22 protein-coding genes and 2 pseudogenes are annotated in these 25,042 nt (G+C 73.8%); 10 read left to right on the top strand and 14 right to left on the bottom strand.

Annotated features, from left to right (window positions below; genetic code table 11):
* Positions 1-3 precede the first annotated feature (3 nt).
* The 5 genes and pseudogenes from AB0411_RS03340 to AB0411_RS03320 all read right to left on the bottom strand — a co-directional run bounded on the left by AB0411_RS03340 (position 4) and on the right by AB0411_RS03320 (position 6,003).
* A complete protein-coding gene (locus AB0411_RS03340) occupies positions 4-1,689 on the bottom strand; it encodes an alpha/beta hydrolase (RefSeq protein WP_366415469.1) in 1,686 nt (561 codons plus the stop codon).
* A gap of 84 nt (positions 1,690-1,773) precedes the next feature.
* Positions 1,774-2,550 carry a TIGR04222 domain-containing membrane protein gene (locus tag AB0411_RS03335; protein WP_366415468.1) on the bottom strand — a complete coding sequence of 259 codons (777 nt, stop codon included), beginning with the start codon at positions 2,548-2,550 and terminating at the stop codon, positions 1,774-1,776.
* Positions 2,551-2,626: 76 nt separating this feature from the next.
* The gene (locus tag AB0411_RS03330; protein ID WP_366415467.1) at positions 2,627-3,628 is read right to left on the bottom strand and encodes a TIGR04222 domain-containing membrane protein; all 1,002 of its coding nucleotides are present in this window, start codon (positions 3,626-3,628) and stop codon (positions 2,627-2,629) included.
* 5 nt (positions 3,629-3,633) lie between these two features.
* Positions 3,634-5,017 (bottom strand): annotated as a pseudogene (locus tag AB0411_RS03325) (DUF692 domain-containing protein).
* 233 nt (positions 5,018-5,250) lie between these two features.
* Complete coding sequence (locus AB0411_RS03320; protein ID WP_366415466.1) at positions 5,251-6,003, bottom strand: aminoacyl-tRNA hydrolase; 753 nt, start codon at positions 6,001-6,003, stop codon at positions 5,251-5,253.
* 284 nt (positions 6,004-6,287) lie between these two features.
* Between AB0411_RS03320 and AB0411_RS03315 the strand changes: the two are divergent.
* Both AB0411_RS03315 and AB0411_RS03310 read left to right on the top strand, forming a co-directional pair.
* Positions 6,288-7,148: pseudogene (locus tag AB0411_RS03315) on the top strand (ABC transporter ATP-binding protein); the annotation flags it as partial.
* Between the two features lie 278 nt (positions 7,149-7,426).
* Positions 7,427-8,092 (top strand): ABC transporter, encoded by a 666-nt coding sequence (locus AB0411_RS03310; RefSeq protein ID WP_366415465.1) that lies wholly within the window; start codon positions 7,427-7,429, stop codon positions 8,090-8,092.
* A 325-nt stretch (positions 8,093-8,417) separates the two neighbouring features.
* On the opposite strand, the gene AB0411_RS03305 is transcribed toward AB0411_RS03310, so the two are convergent.
* Positions 8,418-9,794, bottom strand: a complete 1,377-nt coding sequence (locus tag AB0411_RS03305) for an alkaline phosphatase PhoX (protein ID WP_366415464.1) — start codon at positions 9,792-9,794, stop codon at positions 8,418-8,420.
* A 100-nt stretch (positions 9,795-9,894) separates the two neighbouring features.
* On the bottom strand, positions 9,895-11,013 hold the full coding sequence (gene zapE, locus AB0411_RS03300) for a cell division protein ZapE (protein WP_366415463.1): 1,119 nt from the start codon (positions 11,011-11,013) through the stop codon (positions 9,895-9,897).
* 67 nt (positions 11,014-11,080) lie between these two features.
* On the opposite strand from zapE, the gene AB0411_RS03295 reads away from it, so the two are divergent.
* Both AB0411_RS03295 and AB0411_RS03290 read left to right on the top strand, forming a co-directional pair.
* Positions 11,081-11,905, top strand: a complete 825-nt coding sequence (locus tag AB0411_RS03295) for a dihydrofolate reductase family protein (RefSeq protein WP_366415462.1) — start codon at positions 11,081-11,083, stop codon at positions 11,903-11,905.
* A 138-nt stretch (positions 11,906-12,043) separates the two neighbouring features.
* A complete protein-coding gene (locus tag AB0411_RS03290; RefSeq protein WP_366415461.1) occupies positions 12,044-12,541 on the top strand; it encodes an indole-3-glycerol phosphate synthase in 498 nt (165 codons plus the stop codon).
* 27 nt (positions 12,542-12,568) lie between these two features.
* Here the strand turns inward: AB0411_RS03290 and AB0411_RS03285 are convergent, their stop codons facing one another.
* Positions 12,569-13,255 (bottom strand): ABC transporter ATP-binding protein, encoded by a 687-nt coding sequence (locus tag AB0411_RS03285; RefSeq protein WP_366415460.1) that lies wholly within the window; start codon positions 13,253-13,255, stop codon positions 12,569-12,571.
* Positions 13,252-14,343, bottom strand: a complete 1,092-nt coding sequence (locus AB0411_RS03280; protein ID WP_366415459.1) for an ABC transporter permease — start codon at positions 14,341-14,343, stop codon at positions 13,252-13,254. The genes AB0411_RS03285 and AB0411_RS03280 overlap by 4 nt, the downstream gene beginning before the upstream one ends.
* A gap of 183 nt (positions 14,344-14,526) precedes the next feature.
* Here AB0411_RS03280 and AB0411_RS03275 point away from each other — a divergent pair, with 183 nt between their 5' ends.
* From AB0411_RS03275 to msrB, 4 genes are all read left to right on the top strand, one after another.
* Positions 14,527-15,768 (top strand): sensor histidine kinase, encoded by a 1,242-nt coding sequence (locus AB0411_RS03275; RefSeq protein WP_366415458.1) that lies wholly within the window; start codon positions 14,527-14,529, stop codon positions 15,766-15,768.
* 5 nt (positions 15,769-15,773) lie between these two features.
* Positions 15,774-16,406 (top strand): response regulator transcription factor, encoded by a 633-nt coding sequence (locus tag AB0411_RS03270; protein ID WP_366415640.1) that lies wholly within the window; start codon positions 15,774-15,776, stop codon positions 16,404-16,406.
* Positions 16,407-16,531: 125 nt separating this feature from the next.
* Complete coding sequence (murC, locus tag AB0411_RS03265; protein ID WP_366415457.1) at positions 16,532-17,929, top strand: UDP-N-acetylmuramate--L-alanine ligase; 1,398 nt, start codon at positions 16,532-16,534, stop codon at positions 17,927-17,929.
* A 17-nt stretch (positions 17,930-17,946) separates the two neighbouring features.
* Entirely contained in the window at positions 17,947-18,354 is a 408-nt protein-coding gene (msrB, locus tag AB0411_RS03260; protein WP_366415456.1) for a peptide-methionine (R)-S-oxide reductase MsrB, read from the top strand.
* Between the two features lie 58 nt (positions 18,355-18,412).
* Here msrB and AB0411_RS03255 read toward each other — a convergent pair whose 3' ends face one another.
* Positions 18,413-19,696 carry an NPCBM/NEW2 domain-containing protein gene (locus AB0411_RS03255; RefSeq protein WP_366415455.1) on the bottom strand — a complete coding sequence of 428 codons (1,284 nt, stop codon included), beginning with the start codon at positions 19,694-19,696 and terminating at the stop codon, positions 18,413-18,415.
* 340 nt (positions 19,697-20,036) lie between these two features.
* Here AB0411_RS03255 and AB0411_RS03250 point away from each other — a divergent pair, with 340 nt between their 5' ends.
* Together AB0411_RS03250 and AB0411_RS03245 are read left to right on the top strand one after the other, a co-directional pair.
* The gene (locus AB0411_RS03250) at positions 20,037-21,527 is read left to right on the top strand and encodes a hypothetical protein (protein ID WP_366415454.1); all 1,491 of its coding nucleotides are present in this window, start codon (positions 20,037-20,039) and stop codon (positions 21,525-21,527) included.
* A gap of 15 nt (positions 21,528-21,542) precedes the next feature.
* A complete protein-coding gene (locus tag AB0411_RS03245) occupies positions 21,543-21,872 on the top strand; it encodes a hypothetical protein (protein ID WP_366415453.1) in 330 nt (109 codons plus the stop codon).
* 62 nt (positions 21,873-21,934) lie between these two features.
* Here AB0411_RS03245 and AB0411_RS03240 read toward each other — a convergent pair whose 3' ends face one another.
* The 4 genes from AB0411_RS03240 to AB0411_RS03225 all read right to left on the bottom strand — a co-directional run bounded on the left by AB0411_RS03240 (position 21,935) and on the right by AB0411_RS03225 (position 25,010).
* Positions 21,935-23,272 carry a protein kinase domain-containing protein gene (locus AB0411_RS03240; RefSeq protein WP_366415639.1) on the bottom strand — a complete coding sequence of 446 codons (1,338 nt, stop codon included), beginning with the start codon at positions 23,270-23,272 and terminating at the stop codon, positions 21,935-21,937.
* Between the two features lie 11 nt (positions 23,273-23,283).
* Positions 23,284-24,138 (bottom strand): PP2C family serine/threonine-protein phosphatase, encoded by an 855-nt coding sequence (locus AB0411_RS03235; protein WP_366415452.1) that lies wholly within the window; start codon positions 24,136-24,138, stop codon positions 23,284-23,286.
* The gene (locus tag AB0411_RS03230; protein ID WP_366415638.1) at positions 24,135-24,797 is read right to left on the bottom strand and encodes a vWA domain-containing protein; all 663 of its coding nucleotides are present in this window, start codon (positions 24,795-24,797) and stop codon (positions 24,135-24,137) included. The genes AB0411_RS03235 and AB0411_RS03230 overlap by 4 nt, the downstream gene beginning before the upstream one ends.
* Positions 24,798-24,878: 81 nt before the next feature.
* The gene (locus AB0411_RS03225) at positions 24,879-25,010 is read right to left on the bottom strand and encodes a hypothetical protein (protein WP_366415451.1); all 132 of its coding nucleotides are present in this window, start codon (positions 25,008-25,010) and stop codon (positions 24,879-24,881) included.
* Positions 25,011-25,042 lie beyond the last annotated feature (32 nt).

The raw sequence follows: 25,042 nt of genomic DNA, 5'->3' as shown, positions 1-25,042 counted from the left end.
CCGCTACTTGCCCGGCAGCGCGTGCTGCGCCCGCATCAGCTGCTGGCCCGGCACCGGCTCCGCGCGCGGCGCGCAGTACACCTTGCGCGCCGGGATCTTCCCGTGCAGCAGATACGCCTCGACGAACCTGTTCACACACGCGTTGTCGCCGAACGCGATGCCATGGGTGCCGGCCCCGTTCTCGGTGACCAGCGAGGAGCCGGGCAGCCGCCGCTGCAGCTCCAGCGCCCCCTTGTAGGGCGTCGCCGCGTCCCGCTCCGCCGCCAGCAGCAGCACCGGCGGCAGCGCGCCGGGCTCCGTGCGGACGTCGAGCGGACCGCGCCGCCCGTGGAGCGCCTCGTCGAGCTGGACCGAGGCCGCGTGACCGGCGGCGTCGGTCAGGTCCTGGCCGCCGGCGTGGCCGTCCGCACGGTGCGCGGCGTCGGCGAGTCCGGCCGCGGCCGTCTCCGCCCGGTCGGGCCAGAAGGCGCAGGGCAGATTCATCCAGGCGTTGTCCCAGGTCTCGAACGGCGCGATCCGGGCGACCTCGGTGTTGTCCCGGTCCCAGGTCCGCCAGTCGTGCGGCCAGCGCGCGTCGTTGCACTCCACGGCCGTGTAGACGGCGTTGCCGTTCTCCTCGTCCCTGCTGCCGCCGGGCCGCGGCAGGGCCTGGGCGGTCAGCGGCTTGGGGTTGCCGCGCAGATACGCCGAGAGCGCCTCGGCCCGCATCGGCCAGAAGGCGTCGTTGTAGCCGGTCTTGAGGAACGCCGACTGCAACTGGCCGGCGCCGATCTTCCCCTCCAGCGGATGGTGGCGCAGCCGGTGCGCGGCCGTGTCGTAGGAGTGCTGCACCGCCCTCGTGGTCCTGCCGAGGTGGTAGCGGTCATGGTGCTTGGCGGCCCAGCGCAGCCAGTCGTTCCAGCGGTGCTGGAAGGCGATGTCCTGATCGAGGTTGTTGCGGTACCAGATCTTGTGGGGCGCGGGATTGACGACGCTGTCGAAGAGCATCCGCCGGACGTGGCCCGGGAAGAGCGTCGCATAGACCGCGGCGAAGTACGTCCCGTACGAGGCGCCCATGAAGTTCAGCCGCCGCTCGCCGAGCGCGGCCCGCAGCATGTCCAGGTCGCGGGCGTTGTTCACGGAGTTGTAGTACGGCAGGTCCGCGCCGGCCCGGCGGACGCAGCCGCGGGCGTACTCCCTGGCCTGGGCCAGCTTGCGGCGCTTGAAGGCCGCGTCGGGGTGCGCCCGGCTGTCGGTGGGCGCCGTGGCGAACTTCTTGGGGTCCTGGCACGACAGCGGCGCCGAGCGGCCCACACCACGCGGCGCATAGCCCACGAAGTCGTAGACGCGGGCCAGCTTGTTCCACTTGGGGAGCCCGCCGTACAGCGGGAACTCCATGCTGGACGCGCCCGGGCCGCCGGGGTTGAAGACCAGCGCGCCCTGCCGTTCGTGGCGCGCCGTGGCCCGGATCCGGCTGACGGTGAGGTGGATCTTCTTGCCGTCGGGGCGCGCGTAGTCGAGGGGAACGGTGAGGGTGCCGCACTCGACGGACGACGGCATGTGCTCCACCGGTGCGCAGCGGCCGAAGCCGATGCGGTGCGCCACGGGCGCGGGTGGCGCGGCGGCCCCCGTGGCGCCGCCCGCCGGGGCCGTGGCGAGGGCGGTCACCAGCAGCGACCCGATGGTGCCGTACAACGCAAGTGCTCTCACTGGCCGTCCCTTCGTGTGTGCATACAAAAGGGATAGTTGGGGCGCCGATTGTCGATGTAAAGCACCTGGCACCGGTGTCGGAGGCTATGCCCCGGAAGAGTGGAGCGCGGCGCGCAAGGTGGGGTCGGTGAGGGCGATGGGGCCGCGGAGGGCGAACGAGGTGAGGGAGGGAAGAGGGACGGGGGAGCCGGAAGCGCGGGGCAGTTGCTGCTCTCCCGCTTCGGTGGCCCAGTCGCTGTACGGATGGAGCTCGAAGCGGGCCACGGCCCAGGTGCCGAGGGCGAGGACCAGCGGGAGCGCGAACCAGCCCAGGAGCAGCCCGCCGTCCGCGCCGGCCGGCGCCATCCAGGCGGCAGCGGCGGCACACAGCACCACCACCAGCGCGGCACCCCGCACCAGGCGGACCCCGGTGGCGATACCCGGGCGGGCCGCGGCGGGCAGCGCCAGCCCGTCGGTCACCAGCCGGTCGGCCACCTCCCGCACCGCGGCGTCCCCGGAGAGGGACTCCCGTATCTGCGGTATGCGGCGCTGCCCTCCGGGGCCGATGGCGGTCAGGGTGGCGCGCTCGACGGCGTCCTCGGCGACCGGGTCGACGACGGTGGCCCACCCCGTCTCGGTGAGCAGCAGCCGCCGCTGCTGGGCCATCAGCACCAGGACGAGGTCGGCGAGCCGGTGCGGGCCGCCGGAGAGATAGGCCATCTCATAGAGGGTCAGCCCGGCGCGGTCGCCCTCGGCGGCCGGAGCCGAGGCGGTCCCCGGCGCCGGCCGGGTGGAGCGCGCGGCGGCGACCGCGGCACGGCACAGCAGCGCACAGGACAGCGCCGCCACGCCCGAGGCGAGGAGGAAGAAGAAGAGCCACATGCCCGAGGTTCTACGGGATGAGTACAAATACCGCCACAAAATTTCTCACGATACGGGCGGCGGCGGGCGCCGGGCCTCAGCTCCCGCCGCCGCAGCCGCCGCCCCCGCACCCGGAACCGCCGCCACAGCTCGAACCGCCCCCGCACGACGAGCCACCGCCGCACGACGAGCCGCTGCTGCCGCAGCCCGACCCCGAGCCGCCGTCCGAGGAGCCGCACCAGGACCCGCCGTCGCTCCCCGAACCGCCCCCGCCGTCAGCGGACGCGGAGCCGCCGGACGACCCGGAACCGCCCGGCGCGGCGGCCGTGGCACGCTGCGCCTCCTCGAACTGCTGCCGCAGCAACTCGTCCGCGACCAGCGCCGTACCGCCCAGCGCCACCACCACCGCGGCCGGCTGCCAGGCCCCGCCCGCGCCGGCCCCTCGGGGGTGCGCCGCCCGCGCCGAGCGCAGCGCGGCGGAGCCCGCCTTGGTGATCCGGCGGGTGAACACCCTCTTGCACAGCGACGCCACGACGAGACCCACGACGAGACCACCGAGCAGCGCCGGCAACGCCCGGGCGACCGACGGCGGGCCGTCCGCACCGCTCCCGCTGACGGAGAGCAGCACCGCCAGGAAGAAGACGACCGCACAGGCCGCCTTCTGGGCGCTCGCCAGCCGGCGCCAGCCCCGGCCGAGCTCCGGACGGCGCAGCAGACCGCGGGCCGCCAGCCGGTCGCCGACCCCCTGGACCGCCGGGCCGCGCATCGCCGTGGCGCGCACCGCCCCCAGCGCGCCGCCGGGCGTCCGGGCGATCGTCTCCAGGACGGCCGCCTCGACCGCGTCCCGGGCGAAGGCCTGGCGCACGGTCACCACGCCGGGACCGCCCACCGCCAGCCGGCCTTCCTCGTGCATCCCGGCGATCGCGGCGTCCACCACCCGGCCGGGACCGCCGGCGAGGAACGCCGTCTCCCACACGTCGTGGGCCACGGCGTCCCGCCGCCGGACGGACGGCGTCCGCAGACGTACCGAGACCGCGCCGCACAGGAGCACCAGCGACGAGACACCGATGCCCCACAAGGCCCAGGAAGCGAAGGACATCGCGCTCACCCCCGGCCCAGAACGCGCCGCACGGCACGTGCCAGCCGGGCCAGGGGCCGGGACGACAGCGGCCTCGGACCCGCGCGCTCCCGCCACCAGCGCGTCAACTGCTGCCGCGCGGCCGGGTCCTGGGGACGCGACCGGGCCAGCAGATGCGCCGCGAAGTCCAGGGCGTCCCGGCGGTAGCCGCCGCTCATGGGCCGGTGCCGCGCATAGTCGACGAACGCGGGCCGGTAGCCGGCGCCGAGGATCTCCGGCAGCTCCGGCGCGACCTTGGCGACCACGTCGGCCCGCTTGGCGATCAGCGCCCGGCTCTGCACCCGCAGCCGCACCCGGTCGAAGCCCTCGGGGGCCGGCGTCCCGGCGACCAGCGCGGACAGCAGCGCGGTCTGCGCCAGCGCCAGTCGCTCCCGCGCGGCATCGGTACCCGCGCCGGCGTCGGGCGCCGCGTCCGGCGGAGTGCGGGAGTCCGGCCGGCTGACCCCGCCCGGCTGGTTGCGGGCGTCCGGTCGGTCGGGGGCGTCCGCCGCGGTCCCCGCGGCCGGCTCACGCCGCGCGGACATGGCGGGCCTCCTTCAGTACGGTGCGTATCGCGTCGAGTTCACCGGCCAGCTCCCCGATCCCGGGGAAGTCCTCGTCCCGCTCCAGCAGCACGCCCGGCGGGGCGGTCCGGGCACACAGCTCGGCGAGGACGTCCAGCACGGGCCGGGTCACCGGGTGGGCATGGCTGTCGTGCCACACCCCGTCCCGCTCCACACCGCCCGCGACATGGACGTACGCCAGGGCGTCCAGCGGCAGCCCGTCCAGGGCGACCACCGGGTCCTCGCCCCGGTTGACGTGGTTCGTATGGAGATTGGCGACATCGATCAGCAGCCGCACCCCGGTCCGCTCGACGAGCTCGGTCAGGAACTGCCCCTCGGTCAGCTCCTCGCCCGGCCAGTTGATCAGCGCGGCGATGTTCTCCAGCGCCAGCGGCACCGGCAGGGCCTCCTGGGCGATGCGGACGTTCTCGCACAGCACGTCCAGCGCGTCACGGGTGCGGGGCACGGGCAGCAGATGCCCGGCCTCCATGCGCGGGGAGGCGGTGAGCGGACCGCCGGCCCGCACGAACGCGATGTGCTCGGTGACCAGCGGCGCGCCCAGCGCCTCTGCGCGTTCGGCGAGTGCGGCCAGCCGGCCGGCGTCCGGGCGGTCGGCGCCGCCGAGGCCGAGCGAGACCCCGTGCGGGACGACGGTGGTACCGCGCTCGCGCAACTCCTGCAAGGCGTCCGGAAGGTGGCCGGGACAGACGTTCTCCGCCACCACCTCGACCCAGTCCACCCCGGGCAGCTCCGCGATCTCCGCGGCGATTTCCGGCCGCCAGCCGATCCCCGTCCCCAGGCGCTCCATGGCTCCCCCTCTTGCTCCGTGGTGTCGGTACTCATGGCCGCGGCAAGGCGGAGCGAACCCTGCGGCGGACGAGTTCAGAGCTTGATTTGAGCTTCCGGTGCGAGGGTGGGGGAGGGCGCTCGAACGTGCCGTAGCGGGGGGTGGGGCCCGCCGTACCTCGCGCGTGCTGCGGCCTGCCGGTGGCCCGATCCGGCCGCGGGGCGGCCCCTGTGGTTCCCCGACGCGGCCCCTCCTCAACGGTTGCCCGGCAGCGCCCTGCGCAGCGCGGGGTGGTCCGCGACGACCGTGCAGGAGCCGGGCGCGATCTCCGTGAACCCGGCGTCGCGCACCACGGGCAGGCCGCTGCGGGTCAGGTCCTCCCAGTCCGCGCCGCGGGCGGAGCGTACGGACAGCGGGAACCCCGCCGCGCGCCAGGCCGCCCGTTCCTCCTCGGACAGTTCCCACCAGGCCAGCTGGGCAGCGTGTCCGGCCTGCGCCATCTCCTTGCCCGCGGACATCTCCAGCTCGGGGTTGAGCCACAGCACCGGCGCGCCCTCGGCGGGCGCCCCGGGCAGCTGGGGGTCGTCCAGCTCCGTGCCCGAGACCTGCAGGCGCGCCAGGTCCTTCGGCCAGCCGTCCAGCGGGACCGGCGGGAAGACCCGCACCTCGGCGCGGTGACCGGTGACCGTGATGCCCGGCAGCGCCCCGGCGCGCCGCCACTCCGCGCCGCGCGCCCGCCGCACCACCTTCCGGATGCGGGCGTCCTGCCAGTCCCGTACCGCCGCGGCCCACTCGCCGTCCCCGGCCGCCCGCTCGTCCGACAGCAGCACCAGCACCGCCCGCGCCGCGGTCTCCAGCGCGTCCGTACGCGCCGGCGGCTCGGCCCGCTCGATCCGCGCGACGAGGGGCAGCACGAACTGCGGTGCGGCGTCCCGGTCGGTCTCCTCGCGGCGTACGGGGCTCTCGGAGTCGTTGCCGGGCTGTCCGGCGGTCTCTGTGCTGGTCACCCGCCCAGTCTGCCAGCCGCCGCCGACAGCGCCCCCGCCGCTGTGGACACCTGCCCGCCGAGCGCTCGCCGACAGGCCGGCCGGGGAGGCCAACGCCGCCCGCCCGGAGGCGGGTTGGCGCCGGGCCGCGCGGTCCGCGTCGTCGCACGGGCGCCGGACAGCCGGTCCGGCTACCGTCGGGGACGGCGGAGCGGGCGGCCGCCGACGGGCAGGCGGAGCGCGCGGGGCCATCGACGACGGGGCAGCGGGCGGGGCCGCCGGAGACAGCGGAGGTACCGGAACGCATGAGGCTGGACGGGGTAGGGCGGCGCTACGGGGTGCGGGGGCCCTGGGTGCTGCGGGAGGTGCAGCTCGACGTGCCCGCAGGTGCGCTGCTGCGCATCGAGGGGACCAACGGCAGCGGGAAATCCACCCTGCTGCGGCTGCTGGCCGGGATCGACCGGCCCACCACCGGCCGGATCACCGGCCGCCCGCGCAGCGCCTATGTGCCCGAACGGTTCCCGGCCGCGCTCCCCTTCACCGCCGTCGGCTACCTCACCCACCTCGGCCGCATCCACGGACTGCGCGGGCCCGAGGCGGCCCGCCGTGCCACCGAGTGGCTCGCCCGCTTCGGTGCGGCCGGGCACGCCCGCACCCCGCTGGCCGAGCTGTCCAAGGGGACGAGCCAGAAGGTCGCGGTCGCCCAGGCACTGCTCGCCGCACCCGGACTCCTGGTCCTGGACGAGGCCTGGACCGGCCTGGACATGGGCGCCAGGGAGGTGCTCGACCGTGCCGTCGCCGAGCGCGTCGCGGACGGCGCCACCGTGGTGTTCGTCGACCACGACCCGCAGCGGCTGGCGGGCGCGGCCGACGCCCGCTACCGGGTCGCGGACGGGCGGTTGCTGCCCCACGAGGAGAGCGGCCCGGCGGCTGCCGCGGCGTCCGCGCCGGGCCCCCGAGCGGTCATCGAGGCCGCGGCCGCGCCGGGAACGGCCCTGCCCGGCGCGCCGGGGCACCCGTCCGCCGGAGCACCACGGCTGCCCGGCGGGCCGGAGGTCGTTCCGCAGCCGGACGGTACGACCCGGCTGACGGTCCCCGCCGTCCACTCCGACGCCCTGCTGCGCGCCCTGCTCACCGCACGGCCGCCCTGGCACATCCGCTCGGTCACCGGCACCGGCACCGGCACCGGCACCGGCACCGGCACCGGCACCGGCACCGGCACCGGCACCGGCTCCGATACCGGCTCCGGCTCCGGCTCCGGCACCGGCTCCGATACCGGCTCGGGCACCGGCACCGGCACCGGCACGGGCACCGGCACCGGCTCCGGTACCGGAGCGCGGCCGGAGGACGGCCCGGGCGAGGACGCTCCCGGATCCGCCCCTGCTTCCCCCGCATCCGCTGCCGCTCCCGTATCCGCTCCTGCACCCGACGAGGCTCCCCTCCCGTGACCGCTCTCCTCCGCTATCAGGCGGCGCTGCTCATCGGCTCGCACCGCTGGCTGCCGCCGGTGATCCTCTACGCCGCCTGGCTGGCCATCGGCGTCCAGAGCGGCGGCCCGATCCTCGACGCGTTCGGCTACGCCGCCGGCGGTCTGCTGCCGACCGCCGTATGGCTGACCCGGGTCTGTGTCACCAACGAGCCGCCGGCCGCCCGCAATTGCACCGCGGCGGCCGCCGGGCCCGGCCGGTCGCACCTCGCCGCGGTGCTGGCCGCGGTCTGCGCCGCGGTGCCGCTCGCCCTCATGGGCACGGCGCTGGTCCTGGTGCTGTCCGACCCGCACTCCAGCGACCACCGGGCCGTCCCGCTCGCGCCCGCGGCGCTCGCCGGGCTGCTCGCCGCGCTGGTGTGCCTGCTGACGGGCACCGCGATCGGCGCGCTGAGCAACTGGCCGGTGCTGCGCAGCCCCGGCTGGAGCATCCCGGTGGGCATGCTCGCCGCGCTGCTGCTGCTCGTACTGGGCGTCTCGCCCGCCAACGCCGCCGTCTCGGACCTGATCACCGGCTCCCTCCACGGCACCATCACGACCCCGTGGCTGCCGCTCGCCGGCACCGTCCTCCTCGCGACCGCCGCCACCGCCGCCGCGTGCGCCCTCAGCTCCCGCCGGGGGTGAGGCGCCCGCCGGACGGCGGGATGGGAGGCGGGCAACGGAGCTGCTCCGGCGGGGTTCGGGCGAGGGCTCGGTTCTGCTCCGCGGATTTCTCCCCCGCCCCCTCCCCCCTCTCCCCCTTCGGGGGAGGGGGCGGGGGTGGGTTCGGGGGTGGGGGGGGGGAGCAGCCGCGCGCTCGAAACCCCACGCCCGAAACCCCACGCCCGAAACCCCACCCGGCACCACCAGCCCCCCGCCCCACACCCCCGCCCGACTGCCCCACCGGCATCAGTGGTGCCGGACCGGGATCAGTGGTGCCGGACCGGGATCAGTGATGCCAGGGCCCGGATCAGTGATGCCAGGGCCCCGTCACCGCGAACGTCGTCCCGGGCGTGTAGCAGTTGACGTACATCGTCCGGTGGTCGGGCGAGAAGGTCACCCCGGCGAACTCGCCCCACTCCGGCTTCTCCGGGGTGCCGATGTTCTGCCGGCCGCGCGCCATCGCGTAGACCTCGCCGCGCCGGGTGAGGCCGAAGACGTGCTGCGCGCCGTCGCCGTCCTCGCAGACCATCAGGCCGCCGCTGGGCGCCAGGCAGATGTTGTCGGGGGACTCGCCGGGCAGCTGGAGGTCGCTGTCCGGGCCGAAGACGACGACCTGGGTCAGCCGCCGCTTCTTCGGGTCGTACCGCCAGACCTGGCCGTAGTGGTCGGCCGCCGAGCCGTCCTTGCGGTGCGCGAAGCTGGAGACGAAGTAGACGCAGGAGCCGCCCCAGTAGCAGCCCTCCAGCTTCTGCGCGTGGGTGATGCCGCCGGGGCCGAAGTCCTGGAAGCGGATGGGGGTCTGACGGGCGAGCGGGTCGGGCACGTCCACCCAGGTGACGTCGTCGAAGGCGGTGCCGGGCCGCTGGACGGTGGAGAGGTCGGGCACCCCGGGGACCCGCAGCGCCTGGAGGCGGCCGCCGGCCCGGAGGGAACCGCGGCCGCCCCTCGGCTTCGCGGGCAGGAAGCGGTAGAACAGGCCGAAGGGCTTCTCGAAGGCGTCCTCGGTCTCGTAGACGATGCCGGTGCCGGGGTCGACGGCGATCGCCTCGTGCTGGAAGCGGCCCATCGCGGTCAGCGGGACGGCGCCGGTGCGCAGCGGGTCGTACGGATCGACCTCGAAGATGAAGCCGTGGTCCTTGGTGTAGTTCTCCTCACCGGCCCGGAACTCGGTCTCCTCGCAGGTCAGCCAGGTGTGCCAAGGGGTGGGGCCGCCCGCGCAGTTGGTGGACGTACCGGCGATGGCGACCCGTTCCGAGCGCACCCTGTTGTCCCGGTCCAGTTCGAGGGCCGTACAGCCGCCCTCGCCGCCCGGGTCGTAGGTCAGCTCGCGGACCGTGGGGACGGCCTGGCGGGAGCCGGTGCGGTTCTCGTGGTTGCGGACGAGGAACGTGCCGCCGCGGTGACCGGGAGAGCCGGGAAAGGCCGCCATGCCGTCGCAGTTGCTGGGGACCTTGCCCTCCCCGGAGCGCAGCGGGTCGCCTTCCCTGGACAGGACCCGGTAGCGGAAGCCCCGGGGGAGGTCGAGCAGGCCGTGCGGGTCGGGGACCAGCGGGCCGTAGCCGCGCTGCCCCATGCTCTGGGCGGTCGCGGTGCCCGTGAAGAGCTCGGTGAGGCTGCCGGAGAAGGCGATTCCCGCCCCCAGCACGCCGGTTCTGGCCAGGATCTGACGTCGTGTCGCGGACATGGGCAACTCCCTGTTGGCGGACAGGTGACGTGACCCGCTCGTGTGTACCACGGTGCCGGGCCGCCGGGAACCAGGCGGCGGCCCGGGTGTCGTCCGTCGTTCAGGGTGCGTCGGTCACCAGGGCGCCCGCGTCGCGCGCCAGCGCCGTCAGCCGGGAGATGGCCCGGAAGTACTTCTTGCGGTAGCCGCCGCGCAGCATCTCCTCGCTGAACAGCTCGTCGAAGGGCTTGCCGGAGGTCAGCACCGGCACCTCGCGGTCGTAGAGCCGGTCGGCCAGGACCACCAGGCGCAGCGCCGTGGACTGGTCGGGCACGGCCTGGACGTCGGTGAGGCAGACCGCCTCGATGCCGTCGCACATCGCGCCGTAGCGGCTGGGGTGCACCTTCGACAGGTGCTCCAGCAGGGAGGGGAAGTCGTCGAGCGAGGCACCGGGGGTGCGGTACGCGGTGCGGGTGACGGTCTCGTCGTCGTACGGGGCGGGCGCCTCGGGCAGGCCGCGGTGGCGGTAGTCCTCGCCGTCGATCCGCAGCGGGCGGAAGTGGGCGCTCAGGCCCTGGATCTCCCGCAGGAAGTCGGCCGCGGCGAACCGGCCCTCGCCGAGCTTGCCGGGCAGCGTGTTGGAGGAGGCGGCCAGCGCCACACCGGCGTCCACCAGCTTGCCGAGCAGGGTGGAGACCAGGACCGTGTCGCCGGGGTCGTCCAGCTCGAACTCGTCGATGCACAGCAGCTTGTGCTCGCCGAGGGTGCGGACGGTCTGCTGGAAGCCGAGCGCGCCGACGAGGTTGGTCAGCTCGACGAACGTGCCGAAGGCCTTGCGCTCGGCGGGGGCGGGGGTGGCGTGCCACAGGGAGGCCAGCAGGTGGGTCTTGCCGACGCCGTAGCCGCCGTCCAGATAGACGCCGCGCGGGCCCCGGGGAGCCGCGGGCTTCTTGGCGAACCAGCGGCGCTTGCCCGAGCCGGCCCGCCCGGCGTCGATGCTCTCGGCGAAGTCGCTGAGCACCTGGACGGCCTCGGCCTGGCTGGGCTGCTTCGGGTCCGGGATGTAGGTGTCGAAGCGGGCGCCCTGGAAGCGCGGCGGCGGCACCATCTCGGCGACCAGGCGGTCGGCCGGGACGTGCGGGGCGCGGGCGGTGAGGGCGGCGGGCGCCGCGTCGTCACCGTCGGCCGGCGGTCCGGCTATCGGGTCGGGCTGCGGGGAAGAGGGCTGGGAAGGCGACACAGCCGTCCAGCCTATCTCTTGCGCGGGGGCCGCCGGTCCGCTGAGCGAGGCATGTCACACTGCCGCCATGCGACGCCTGTTCCCCCTCACCGCTCCCTCCGTACCGGCCCCCGACAGCGAGAACACCGTGGTGGGGGCGATGGACCCCACGGACCGCGAGTGGACGCTGGACGAGCTGGCCGATGCCTACGCGTACCCGGCGGCCGATGCCCCGGAGCGCTCGGGCCGCACCGGCTGGCTGCGCGCGAACATGGTGTCCTCCGTGGACGGCGCGGCCCATCACGAGGGCCGCTCGCAGCCGCTCTCCAGCGCTGCCGACATGCGGATCTTCGGGGTGCTGCGGGGGCTCGCCGACGCGGTGGTGGTGGGCGCGGAGACGGTGCGGCAGGAGGGCTACCGGCCGGCCCGCGCCCGGGAGGCGTTCGCCGCCCGCCGGGCCGCCGCCGGCCAGGGACCGGCCCCGGCCATCGCGGTGGTGAGCGCCGGGCTCGGGCTGGACTTCACCCTGCCGCTGTTCACCGATCCGCTGGTGCCCACCCTGGTGCTGACCGGTGCGGGCGCGCCGCCGGACCGGGTGGCGCGGGCGCGTGCCGCGGGCGCCGAGGTGCTGTTCGCCGGTGAGGGGCGGGGCGTCGATCCGGCCCGGGTGACCGGGGTGCTGGCCGAGCGGGGCCACACCCGGCTGCTGACGGAGGGCGGGCCGAAGCTGCTGGGGCAGTTCGCGGCGGCCGGTGCGCTGGACGAGCTGTGCCTGTCGCTGGCGCCGGTGGTCGCCGTGGGCGATGCGGCGAGGATCATGAACGGTCCGGCGGTCGCGGTGCCGGAGCGGTTCGCCCTGGCGTCGGTGCTGGAGGAGGCCGGGTTCCTCTTCACCCGCTACCGTCGGGCGTGACAATCGTCGGAATTGTCTGTTCCGCTTAGCTTCCGTTGGGCACACTAAAAGCCAACAGTCCCGCACGGCTACGGGGCAGGATGGTGTCTGTCGGGCTCCGTGCCATGCGGCGCCCCGAAGAGAAGAAGGGCGTCCGTCGTGTTCACGAGCGTATTGATGATCGAGAAGCCACTGACGCCCGCCGATGTGGAGTTTGTGACCACCCTGCACGGCGATGACCGGATCTCGTTCGTCGTGCTCATGCAGCCTCGCGGCAAGCAGGATGTTCTGCTAAGGGCCATCGACGACGTCGCCCTCGGGGAGTTCGACGACGCCGTACGGGAGGGCGAGGAGCCCGGCGGCGACCGGGCGGAGGCCCCCGCCGAGCTCGCCCTGTCCCACACCCTGCAGGCGCTGCGGGACACCGGCGCGGAAGCCGTCGGTCAGGTGGTCGAGGACCATCCGCTGGACCTGCTGCGCTCCGTCGTCGACGAGACCGCGGCGGACGAGGTGATCGTGCTGACCACCCCGCACTTCGTGGAGGAGTTCTTCCACCGCGACTGGGCCTCCCGCGCCCGCCACAAGGTCGGTGTCCCGGTCCTCAAGCTGTTCTCCCACGCGGCGGACGACCAGCCCCAGGGGACCGCGGGAGGCTGACCGGCCCGCCGGCCCCGCCCCGCCCGGTCACGGGCGGGCGGCCGCCCGGGGGCGGAGCCGGCCGTCGCGCACCTCGGCGACCGCGTCCGCCGACGCCAGATGCGCCGGGTCATGGGTGACCAGCACCGTCGCGGTCGCGCGCTGACGGGTGAGGGCGACCAGCAGCTCCAGCACCGCGGCGCCCCGCTCCTGGTCCAGGGCGCTGGTCGGCTCGTCCACCAGCAGCACCGCGGGCTCGTTCATCAGCGCCCGCGCGATGTTGACCCGCTGGCGCTGGCCGCCCGACAGCTGGTGCGGCCGCCGGTCGGCCTGCCCGTCCAGGCCGACCGCGGCCAGCAGCTCCCGGGCCCGCGCCCGCGCCGTACGGGGCGGGCGGCCGTCCAGGTGGGCCATCACCTGCAACTGTTCGGCGGCGGTCAGCGACGGCAGCAGATTCGGCTGCTGGAAGACCGTGCCGACGGCGGTGCGGCGCAGCGCCGTGCGGGCCGCCCGGCCGAGCCCCGCGGTGTCCGTGCCGTCGATCACCACCCGCCCGTGGTCCGGGGAGATCAGCGTGGCGGCGACCGCGAGCAGGCTGGACTTGCCGGACCCGGACGGGCCGATCACCGCGGTCAGACACCCGGCGGGCACGGTCAGCGAGACCGCGTCCAGCGCCGTCAGCCGGGCATCGCCGTCGGGGTAGGTCAGGGTGACATCGGTCAGTTCGAGGCTCATCGGGCACTCCCCAGAGCGGTCAGCGGGTCGACGGAGGTGATGCGGCGGACGGCGAGGGCGGCGCCGGCGGCGCCCAGCGCGATCATGATCAGGGCGGGGGCCAGCACGGTGGACGGGGCGAGCACGAAAGGCACCGTGCCGCCGATCGCGACGCCCACCGCGGCCGCCACGGCGGTGCCCAGACCGGTCCCGGCCACCAGCAGGACGACGGCCTGGCCGAGCGCGTCCCGCAGCAGCGTGCGGGTCGAGGCGCCCAGCGCCTTCAGCACGGCGATGTCGCCGCCGCGCTGGATGGTCCACACCGTGAAGAACGCCCCGACGACCAGCGCGGAGATGGCGAACAGCGCGCCGCGCATCAGCTGCAGGGACCCGTTCTCGGCGGCGAACGAGCCGATGGCCCGCACGGCGTCGCCGGTGCCGACGGTCCGCGTGCCGAGCGCCTTGTCGGCGGCCGCCAGATGGGCCGTGCCGGTGGTCGACAGGGCGAGCACGGTCGCTGCGGGACGGTCGCCGGACGCGCCGTCCCCGCCGGCGCCGCCCGCGAGCCGCCGCCAGTCCGCCGGCGACGTCCAGACCACCGGCGTGTGGCTGTACATCGCCGCGCCCGCCACCGCCGCGACCCGGACGGTACGGCCGCCCAGCGTCAGCGCGTCCTGGGCCCGCGCCCCCAGTGAGGCCGCGGCCTTCGCGGACAGCACCACCGCGCCGTCACCCACCCCGGCAGGCGCCGGCGCCGACCCCGGCCGCACCCCGAACGCCGCCACCGCGGCGGTCCGGCCGCCCGCCCCGGCCTTCGTCGTCGTGATCCCCAGCGGGTCGGCGTGCCGGACGCCCGGCACCCGCGCCCAGGCCCGTACGGTCCGCTCCGTCAGCCGCGAATCGGTGAAGGCGACGTCCCGGCCGTCGGCGGGCGCCGAGAACACCAGGTGGTCGGCGGGCAGCGCGGTGATGGCCGAGGTGTTCTCCCGGCCCAGGCCCGCCGTCAGGCCCGACAGCAGCCCCACCAGCACCGTGATCAGCACGACGACGGTTCCCATCAGGGCGAACCGCCCCTTGGCGAATCCCAGGTCCCTCCAGGCGACGAACACCGGCACCGTCCTCCTCACATCCGGGCCGGACTCCACTGCCCGGCGGCCGGGGACCACCGTCGCCTCCCGGGCAGGGCGCGGGCATCGCGCCGGGGAGTGGTCCGCCGGGGCCGAAAGGCGCGGCCCGCGGTCAACCCTTTGGTTGATGCCGCAGGTCGGAAGGCCACTTAGCCTGAGGGGGCCGTGACCGAAGAAACCGTGACCGCCCACTCCCTCACGCCCGTACTGCGGGTGCTGCGCAGCTGCCTGCACCTGATGGTGGCCGCGCTGCTCGCGCTCGCCGTCGTACGCGCCCTCGCCGGGCACGCCCCGAACGCACCCGCCGTGACCGCCACCGCGGCCGTGCTGTGCGCCGTCTACGCCGTCGGCCCCCGGCTGCCCCGGCTGCGCACGTCCACCGGCGCCGCCGCCCTCTGGCTCACCGCCGTGGCCCTGCTCTGGACGGTGCTGCTCGCCCTCACCCAGGACGGCGTCTGGCTGGCCTTCCCGATGTTCTTCGTCCAGCTGCACCTGCTGCCGCTGCGCGCGGCACTGCCCGCCGTCACGGTCACCACCGCCGCGGCCATCGCCGGATTCGGCCTGCACACCCACACCCTGAGCGTGGGCACCGTGGTCGGTCCCGCCCTGGGCGCCGCCGTAGCCGTCGCCGTCGTCCTCGGCTACGAGGCCCTCTACCGGGAGAGCGAACAGCGCCGCCGCCTCATCGAGGAGCTCACCGCGGCCCGCAGCGAACTGGCCGCGGCGGAACACGCCGCCGGGGTGCTCGCCGAACGCGAGCGGCTGGCCCGCGAGATCCACGACACCCTCGCCCAGGGCCTGTCCAGCATCCAGCTGCTGCTGCGGGCCGCCGAGCGCGCCCTGCCGCAGCGGCCCGGCACCGCCCTCGGCCACGTCCGGCAGGCCCGCACCGCCGCCGTCGGCAACCTCGCCGAGGCGCGCCGCTTCGTCCGCGCGCTGAGCCCGCCCGACCTGGAGGCCGGCTCGCTGCCCGCCGCCCTGGAGCGGCTGTGCGCCACCACGGCCCGCACCTCCCCGCTCGCCGTGCACTGCCAGGTCTCCGGCACACCCACCGCCCTCCCCACCGCGCACGAGGTCGCCCTGCTGCGCATCGCCCAGTCCGCGCTCGCCAACACCGTGCGGCACGCCGGCGCCGGACGGGCCGAGCTGACCCTCAGCTACATGGGCAGCGAGGTCGCGCTGGACGTCGTCGACGACGGCGTGGGGTTCGTCCCCGCCGAGGTGCCCGCCCCGGGCTCGGCGGCGGCGGACGGCACCGGCTTCGGGCTCGCCGCGATGCGCGCCCGGGCCCGCGCCCTGAAGGGCACCCTCGTCGTGGAGTCCGCCCCCGGGGAGGGCACCGCCGTCGCCGTCACCCTGCCCTGCCCCGCCGCCGCGCCCGGCACCGCGGTCGAGGCCGCCCCGTGACCGACGTGCCCACCCCCATCCGGCTGCTGCTCGCCGACGACCACCCCGTGGTCCGCGCCGGGCTGCGCGCGGTCCTGGAGACCGAGGACGACTTCGAGATCGTCGCCGACGTCCCCACCGCCGAAGAGGCCGTCGACCTCGCCGCGCGGCTCGCCGCGGACGTCGTCCTCATGGACCTCCAGTTCGGCGGCCGGATGCTCGGCTCCCAGGCCACCGCGGCGATCACCGCCCGCCCCGGAGGCCCCCGCGTCCTTGTCCTGACCACGTACGACACCGACGTCGACATCCTCGCCGCCATCGAGGCCGGCGCCACCGGCTACCTCCTCAAGGACGCACCGCCGGAGGAACTGGCCGCCGCGGTCCGCACCGCCGCCGCCGGGAAGTCCGCCCTCGCCCCGACCGTCGCGCTGCGCCTCATGGACCGCATGCGCACCCCCGCCACCGCGCTCTCCCGCCGGGAGACCGAGGTCCTCCAGCTCGTCGCCGACGGCCTGTCGAACGCGGCGATCAGCAAACAGCTCTTCCTCAGCCAGGCGACCGTCAAGTCCCACCTCGTCCACATCTACGCCAAGCTGGGCGTCGACTCCCGTACCTCGGCGGTCGCCGCCGCCACCGCACAGGGCCTGATCCGCCGCTGAACGCCGCGCGCCGGACCACCTCCCGCGCCCGCCGGGGGTCCACGGACCGGCGCTGTCGGTGCCGGGTGCGAGAATCATGGACAGCACCACCGCTCGCGATGATCGACGATCAGGGAGACCCGCCCATGGCACCCGCCATCCCAGCCTCGATGGACCGGCCGCACTTCATCGGCATCGGCGGAGCCGGTATGTCGGGCATCGCCAAGATCCTCGCGCAGCGTGGCGCCCAGGTGGCGGGCAGCGACGCGAAGGACTCCGCGACCGCCCAGGCCCTGCGCGCCCTCGGCGTCACCGTCCACATCGGCCACGCCGCCGGGCATCTCGCCCCGGACGCCACCAGCGTCGTCGTCTCCTCCGCGATCCGCGAGGACAACCCCGAGCTGGCCGCCGCCCATGAGCGCGGCATCCCGGTCGTGCACCGCTCCGACGCGCTCGCCTCCCTCATGGACGGCCTGCGCCCCATCGCCGTCGCCGGCACCCACGGCAAGACGACCACGACCTCCATGCTCGCCGTCTCCCTCGGCGCCCTCGGCCTCAAGCCGTCCTACGCCATCGGCGGCGACCTCGACGCCCCGGGGTCCAACGCCGAGCACGGCTCCGGCGAGATCTTCGTCGCCGAGGCCGACGAGAGCGACCGCAGCTTCCACAAGTACGCGCCCGAGGTCGCGATCATCCTCAACGTGGAGCTGGACCACCACGCCAACTACGCCTCGATGGACGAGATCTACGAGTCCTTCGAGACCTTCGTCGGCCGCGTCCGCCCCGGCGGCACCCTGGTCATCGCCGCCGACCACCCCGGCGCCCGCGAGCTGACCGAGCGGATCTCCGGCCGCTACGACATCGAGGTCGTCACCTACGGCGAGTCGCCGGAAGCCGACGTCCGCATCCTCAAGGTCAACCCCCGCGGCCTGACCAGCGATGTCACCGTCACCCTGACCAGCGGCAAGATCCTCACCTTCACGGTCTCCGTCCCCGGCCGGCACTACGCCCACAACGCCGTCGCCGCCCTGGCCGCCGGCGTCGCCCTGGGCCTCGCGCCGCACAACCTCGCCTCCGCGCTCGGCAAGTACACCGGCGTCAAGCGCCGCCTCCAGCTCAAGGGCGAGGCGGCCGGTGTGCAGGTCATCGACTCCTACGCCCACCACCCCACGGAGATGACCGCCGACCTCGAAGCCATCCGCGGCGCCGCCGAGGGCTCCCGCGTGCTGGTGGTCTTCCAGCCGCACCTCTTCTCCCGCACCCAGGAGCTGGGCACGGAGATGGGCCAGGCGCTCGCCCTCGCCGACGCCTCCGTCGTCCTGGACATCTACCCGGCCCGCGAGGACCCGATCCCGGGCGTCACCAGCACCCTGATCATCGACGCCGCGCGCACCGCCGGTGCCGACGTCACCCCCGAGAGCGACCAGGCCGCCGTCCCGGACGTGATCGCCGGAATGGCGAAGCCCGGTGACCTTGTTCTCACCATGGGCGCGGGCGATGTGACCGACCTCGGCCCCGCCATCCTGTCCCGCCTGGGCAGCTGAGCTGAGGAGGACCCCAGATGCCGTACGAGATCGACAAGCCCGACGAGCAGTGGCGCGCCGAGCTGACCCCCGCGGAGTACCAGGTGCTCCGCCAGGCCGGCACCGAGCCCGCCTTCGTCGGCGAGTACACCGACACCAAGACCGCCGGTGTCTACTCCTGCCGCGCCTGCGGCGCCGAGCTGTTCCGCTCCGACACCAAATTCGAGAGCCACTGCGGCTGGCCGTCCTTCTACGACCCCAAGAACTCCGAGGCCGTGGAACTCATCGAGGACCGCAGCCACGGCATGGTCCGCACCGAGGTCCGCTGCGCCCGCTGCGGCTCCCACCTGGGCCACGTCTTCGAGGGCGAGGGCTACTCCACCCCCACCGACCAGCGCTACTGCATCAACTCGATCTCCCTGCGGCTGGCTCCGGACGAGGAGTGAGCGGGGCGGGGGGGAGGACGGCAGCGTCCGGCGAACTCCCCCCCGCGGCCCGTCCGCATCACCTGCAGGTGATGCGGGGCCCGCCCCAGTCGGCGTGGTCGGAGTCGATCCCGTTGCCGCCGTCGCCGACCACCAGCCGCAGTCGGCTGCCGCCGGTGAGGTCCGCGGTGAGGTGCTTCGCGGGCTGGTCGACCGTCATCAGACCGCTGTCGGCGACCTTCGTGTCGTCCCGGTAGATCTGGAAGACCACGGAGCCGTTCGCGCCCACCTCGTCGTCGATGCCGACGTCCACGCCCAGGGCGGAGCAGGCGCCGCCGAGGTCGTAGGTGATCTCGTTGTAGGCGTGCGCGCCCAGCCCCTGGGAGTAGGTGACTCCCTGGATGGTGAGGGGGTGTCCGTCGATGCTGCTGTCCTGCCTGAACGGCGCGTGGCTGTACCTCTGGGAGCTCCACGGCCGGCTGCCCAGCGGCACGGTGTGGCCGGCCGGCGGTGTGTCCGCGGGACCGGGGCGGGGCGAGTGCGACGGCTTCGCCGGCGCCGGGGGCGGGGAGCTCGGGTGCTTCGGCTTCTTGCTGTGCGTGGGGGACGGAGAGCCCGACGGCGAACGGGATGCGGTCGCCGAACTCCTGGCGGACGACGACGGCGGCTGGTCCGTGGCGGGGGCCGAGGAGTGGTCCGACCGGTCCTGGCGCCCGGCCGCGGCATCGTCGCGCTCCGAGCCGAACAGCGGGCCGACGGATATCGCGACGCCGGCCAGGACGGCCACGGCGACCGCGAGCACGGTGATCCGCGCCGGTGAGAGGCGCGCCCGCCGGGGCTGGTCCGCCGCGGCGGACGGAACCGTCCCCGAGAAGCTCGGGCCGGCCGTGGCCGCGCCGCCGGCGCCGAACGGCCGGGCGCCGGCGGCGGGGCCGGGGCCTTCCCCCGGCTGGGCGGCCAGCCAGGCCGCGAAGTCGTCACGCAGCTCGGTGTTCCGGGCGGTGCGGTTCCAGGTGGCGGCGGTGTGCCCCACCGCCGCGACCAGGGCGGCCCGCCAGGCCGGATCGGCACCCTCGTCCGGACCGGGGGAGTACAGGACGTGGCCGATGGCCTCCTTCGCCAGATCCGCCGCGGCCTGGGACGAGCGGCAGCAGTCACGGGCGTGGGCCAGCACGGCAGCGTAGTGCCGTTGGTGGAACTCGTGGAGGGCTTCCTGCCCCGCCCGGGCCGTACCGTCCGCAGCAGGGGTGCCGAACGGAGCGTCCGCCGCCCGGTCGCCGGCCCTGCCTGCCGCCCGGATGCGCCGGACCAGCTCGGTATCGGAGGGTGCTGTCCCACCGGTGGTGTCGCAGTGCTCTTGCATGAGTGGGCAGCTGACCCTTCAACGTCCTGACGGTCAATAAAAGTTACCGTACGACGTCGACGGCCCCGGCGGTCGTCACGCGGTTGCCGCAGATCGGAGCGGGCGAGGGGTGGGGAAGAACGCACGGTGATGCGGAGTGACTTGGCGGTGACGTTCCGGGCGCGATGTTTCCCTGCCCTGTACTGCGGATGCCGTCTTTGGCCGGCGATGTCGACCGAGGACGGAGAGAAGGCCGTGCGAGGTGCCGGCACCGGTATGTGGGGCCGGTGATCAGCAAACCCACGGACAGGCCGATGATGGTTGCCTAGGGTGAAGGGGACCTGCGCAAGGGGAGGGATGCATGACACAGCGGCAGTTACCGCAGTTACCGACGTACCGGACGGATGCGGTGACCAGACGGCTGTGCGCTGCGGTCCATCTCGACGAGTCGTTCGCCCAATCGGTGCACGAGGAGTTCACGGCGGACCGGATGACGGCGATCGGGCTGCCGCTCGGCATCCATCTGGTGGCGCTGGTGCGGCACGCCCGCGCCGCAGTGGCCCGTCGGGCGGCCCGTGACCGGCAACTGGCGTGGCTGTTCATGGCTCTGGGGGTCGCTGTGATCCTGCTCGTCTACGGGCTCGGCAGTGGTGCGTCCGTGCCGCGGGCGTCCGGCGGCTTCGGCCTCGTAGGTGTCCTCGCATCCGCATGGTGGGTCGTGCACCGGGCGGAGAGCCAGGCCCGGGCCGCGGCGCTCGATGTCTTCCGGGGCTTCGCGGATCCCAAGGGCCTCGTTCCGCCTGCCTCGTCCGAAGTGGAGACCCGGCTCAAGGAACTCCGGCGACCGAATGTGATGCCGTATTCGGCAGCCGCCGAACGCACCCATCCGTTTGTGGGCAGTGGCCGGAAGGTCAGGGAAGCGGTCTGGCAGCCCATCGACATCAGCCGGCCCGCCACCGACCCCAGCGGGGGCAAGCTGACCATCAAACCGTTCGACGCGGTCGATCTGCACACCTATGTCGCGCAGGAGATGGCGAACATCGCGGGTCTGGAGGGACTGCGGGCCCAGAACCGGTTGTATGTGCGCGGCGACCATGTCCGGATGCTCGGCTCCGAAGTGCTTCCGGACCCGCTCGGCCGCCCGCGCGCGCAGATCCCCAAGCCATTGGTGAAGGCCGGCCTGCTCCGACCCGGAGCCGGGATGCGCACCTATCTGAGCCTGGAACGGGTGGGCGAGGGCGGACGCGTCATCGTGTCCATGCATCTGCGGGCCCGGCTGCAGCCACCCAGCCTGTCGTGGGAAGTCGCCGCGTATGCGATTCCCCCGCTCCACAGGCGGTACTACGGCGTTGACCAGCTGCCGCTGGACGGCCTCGAGCGATGGTGGAGTCTGGTCCGTTTCGCCACACGGCACACCTGGCCGGCTCTCCGTGGTGCCGTCGGCCGTATGCACCGACGCACCTCGGGACAGGCACGCGCGGCGCGCAGCCTCGACAGGACACGCCGTGACATCAGCAAGAGGCACGCAAATTTCGACTACGGGGCCGTGGACAGCCTGCGCGAAAGGGTCGCCTCCTGGGACGAGTTGGGACACTCGGAGCGTACGGATTCCCAGGATTTCCTGCACCGCCTTCAGCAAGGCGTACTCATCGCCACGGAACGGTTCCTGAAGAGTCACCATGTCGATACCAGCTCCTTCGACCGGGCCCAGCAGGTCATCAACACACAGACGTACAACTTCTCCGGGGACATCAGCGGGCCGAGCAATTTCGGCAACAACGGGCAGATCGCCTACGGGCCGGGGCACCAGCCGTCCGGTGCGCCCGGTGCCCCGGCTGCCGGACAGCCCTGACGACAGGAGCACATGATGAGCACCTTCAACTTCCACGGCGAGGTCTCCGGGCCGAGCAACTTCGGTGACGGCGGAAAGATCGAGATACACCACCACGGTGCGAGCCCTGCCGAGGCGCTGCGCCTGGCCGGCGAGCTCGTACGCCGGCTGCAGGCTGAGCAGCAGCCGGCGCTCGCCGCGCAGGCGGACGTGCTGCGGGGTGAACTGGCGCAGGCCGGGCAGGAGGGCCGACCTGCCGACCAGGGGCGGGTCCGGCAGGCGCTGGAGACGATCTCCATGGGGCTGGCGGCCGGCAGCGGAGGTCTGGCCCTGGCCCAGGAGCTGGGACGTGCCCTCGGCCTGTGACGCGGAGGGCGGGCGCTGTGAGACGCCCGCAGGCGGGGCCCCGGAGTGGGGCCCCGCCCGTGTCACTTTGCCTGTACGACCGCCTGGGCGCCACGGAGGCCGAGTTCGAGTCCGGCGCGCAGTGGGACGGTCTGGCCCGGTTCGATCTGCTGGCTCGTGCCGTCGGAGCGGGTGCCCGACCAGGCGCTGTCCGAGCGGTTGGCGAGCCCGAACCTTCCCGGCTTCTGCGGGTGTTCGGTGAGTTCAGCGACGAGCGTGGCGTCGCTGTAGTCGTGCCGAGAGGGTTCCGCCACCAGGTGGTGGGTGTGCACCCGGGCGGTGCGGCGCAGCCGGATGTGCCGTTCCGTGCGCGGTGAGGGAGTGGTGATGACCAGCCGGGGTGGCAGGGCCAGAGCGGTGCGGCAGTCCCAGCCCCAGCAGGTGCCCGCGGTGACCGCCGTCGGCTCGGTCATGTTCTGCCGACCACAGGCGGGACAGTCGACCACTGCGTCGAGCACCGCCCGCAGCGCATCACGCCATTGCGATTCACGGACCCGGGCTGCCGGCTCGCGCAGCCCCTCGGTGAAGTTGTGGGTGAAGAGGTCCTGCAGTTCCTCGGCGGCCGCAGCCCAGGTCGCCAGGACCGTGGCGTGTTCGGAGGGGTCGGGCTCGTTCGCGTGGTCCATCGGGTCGAAGACGAACAGGGGCTGCTTGCCGTACAGCCGTTTCTCCGCGGCCTCGTCGAGACAGTGAATACGCAATTCCTGTTTGCCCTTGAGCGGATGGTGATTCATCAGGAGCATGAAGAGCAGCACGGACAGCGAGTGCAGATCGGTCTGGGTACCCGGGCGGGCGCCGGGGTCGCCGCGCACCAGCTCGGGAGCCATGAACTCCATCGTTCCGGAGATGCCGCTGCTGTCCCCCTCCACCACGGCATTGTCGTTGTCGCAGACCAGGACGTCGCCGGTGACGGGATCGAAGAAGATGTTGCCCCAGGAGATGTCGCGGTAGGCGATTCCGCGTGAGTGCAGTGCCTGGTACGCCTCCACGGTGTAGAGGCAGGCGGTCAGCAGCGCCCTGGGGGTGGTGGTCAGCTTTCGCCGGAAGAGATCCGGCAGTCCCTTGAAGCGGTCCGGCCGGATGCCCATGAGGTAGCCGAACGCGTCCTGACCGTCCGCAACATGGGCCGTCGGCCACAGAAAGCGGTCGTCGTCGAACTCCCGGTCCACCAACTCACGCACGATCGCCTGCTGTTCACGGGTGGCGCACTGCGGGAAGTACCACTTGAGGGCCTTGTCGCCATCCTTGGTCCGCACTCGGTACACCTCGCCCTGACCACCGGCCCCGAGCATCTCGCTGACCTGGATCTCTTCGCCGTTGTCAGCGGTGAGGCGAGTCCCGCTGTCGAGCATGCCGGTCATGGTTGTCTCCGTCATCTGTCTGTTCCGCTGCGGTGGTTCGGCCGGCGGCCCGCCGCCAGGGTGGTGTCGTCGCCGGAGTGCTGCGCGGCCCGCGCCAGCCACTCGGGCAGCACGCTGCTGACGGCCTCCGTGCCCTCGTCATCGAGCCGCTGGTCCAGGCCGGTCATGAACTGGGTGAACCCCTCGTCGGAGGCGAAACTCTTGGACAGGCCGTCGGTGGACAGGGCGATGAGACGGGGGGTGCGCGCCGGGTCCACGATCGGAGCCCAGTGCACCCGTACGAGCCGCCATGCGGCACGGGTGCACAGCGACTCCGTCTCGTCCCCGAGCTCGGCCTCCACCGGCGCGAGGGGAAGGACAGCCGCTCCGTCCTCACCGATCACCGTCAGTTCACCGTCGCCGAGCTGCCAGGCGGCGAACAGCTGCGGAGTGAGCACGGCGCCGAGGAGTGTGGTGCCGTACAGCAGCACCTTCTCCTCGTCGGACAGAGCCGGTTCGCCCTCCTCGGGCTGCCGGGACCAGTGCCGGAGCACCTCCTCGCGCCACGTGGCGCTGAGCCGGCGGGGAAGGGTGTGCTGGGCGTAGTGCATCAGCCACGACAGACTCGGCGGGTCGTCCGTGCCGCGCGGCCGGGCGAGCTGGGTGAACTGGGTGGCGCAGGCCGTGAACACATCGACCGCGATGCGCGCGCCGACGTGACTGCGGGCGTGTGCCGCGGAGCCGTGCCCGTCCGCGGCGGCGAGGATCAGCGGCTCCTCGGTGGTGCCGCGGCCTTCCGCCGCGGACCAGTCCTGATTGCGCTGCTTGTTGACGCCCTGGACGCTCACCGAGAGCGTCTCCCAGGGCGATGCGTTCGGGCCGCTCACCACACGTCGTCGTCATCGTCGTCGTCCAGCACCGGCGGCGCGTAGGGCTGCTTCGTCAGAGCGTCGGACGAGCCCGCGAGCGGCTGTGAGGCGGCCTTGACCGCGGCGGTCGAGGCCCAGCGGATGGCCGCTGCCAGCTTCTTCGGGCTGTTGGCGTCCAGCGGCTGGAGCTCGGGGTTGCCGAGGAACTCCTGGAGCACGTCCCGGTCGGCGTCCGCACCGATCGCGATCGCGACCCGGACCGCCTTCTTGCCCCACGGCGTGGCGTCGAGAGCCGCCAGACCGGACTTCCAGTCGTCGGTGGGCACACCGTCCGAGACCAGTGCCAGCACCGGCTTCAGCGCACGCTGCGGCATCGGCGGCGTCTGGAGCTCACGCGCGACGAGCTGCAGCGCCTCGCCCAGATTCGTCATGCCGTCGACCTGGATGTCCTCCCAGGTGAAGTCGTCGACCGGCACCGGGACCTTGTGGTGCCACTGTGCGGTGCTGGAGAAGGTGAGCGTGCGCAGCAGCAGCTGGGCCGCGGGATTGTCGTGGGCGACCGACCGCATTTCCGGGACGGCCTCCCTGATCGCATAGTTGAGCTGGCCCATCTTCTCGCCCTGCATGGAGTACGAGCGGTCGATCAGCCAGATGAAGTGGACGGGCCGGTTCGCCATCGGCCCGCCGGGGATGTCGCTCACTGAGTGTCCTCCGTTTCCTTGTCGGTTCTCTTCGGGTACTGCCACGGCTACGGCGTGTCAGCCGCTGAACGTGACCAGGCCGTACACGGCCAGTGCTCCCAGGGAGCAGATGGTGCCCACCACTGCCGCGGCGAACAGGCCCACGGCCAGGCGTCGTCCCCGGGCGATAGGTGGTGTCACAACCGTCATCGCGCTCCACAACCTTCCGTCATGTGCTTACT

The organism is Streptomyces angustmyceticus (genome assembly GCF_040701845.1).
Classification (GTDB): Bacteria; Actinomycetota; Actinomycetes; order Streptomycetales; family Streptomycetaceae; genus Streptomyces; species Streptomyces angustmyceticus_A.
This window is presented reverse-complemented; position numbering and strand designations above follow the sequence as displayed.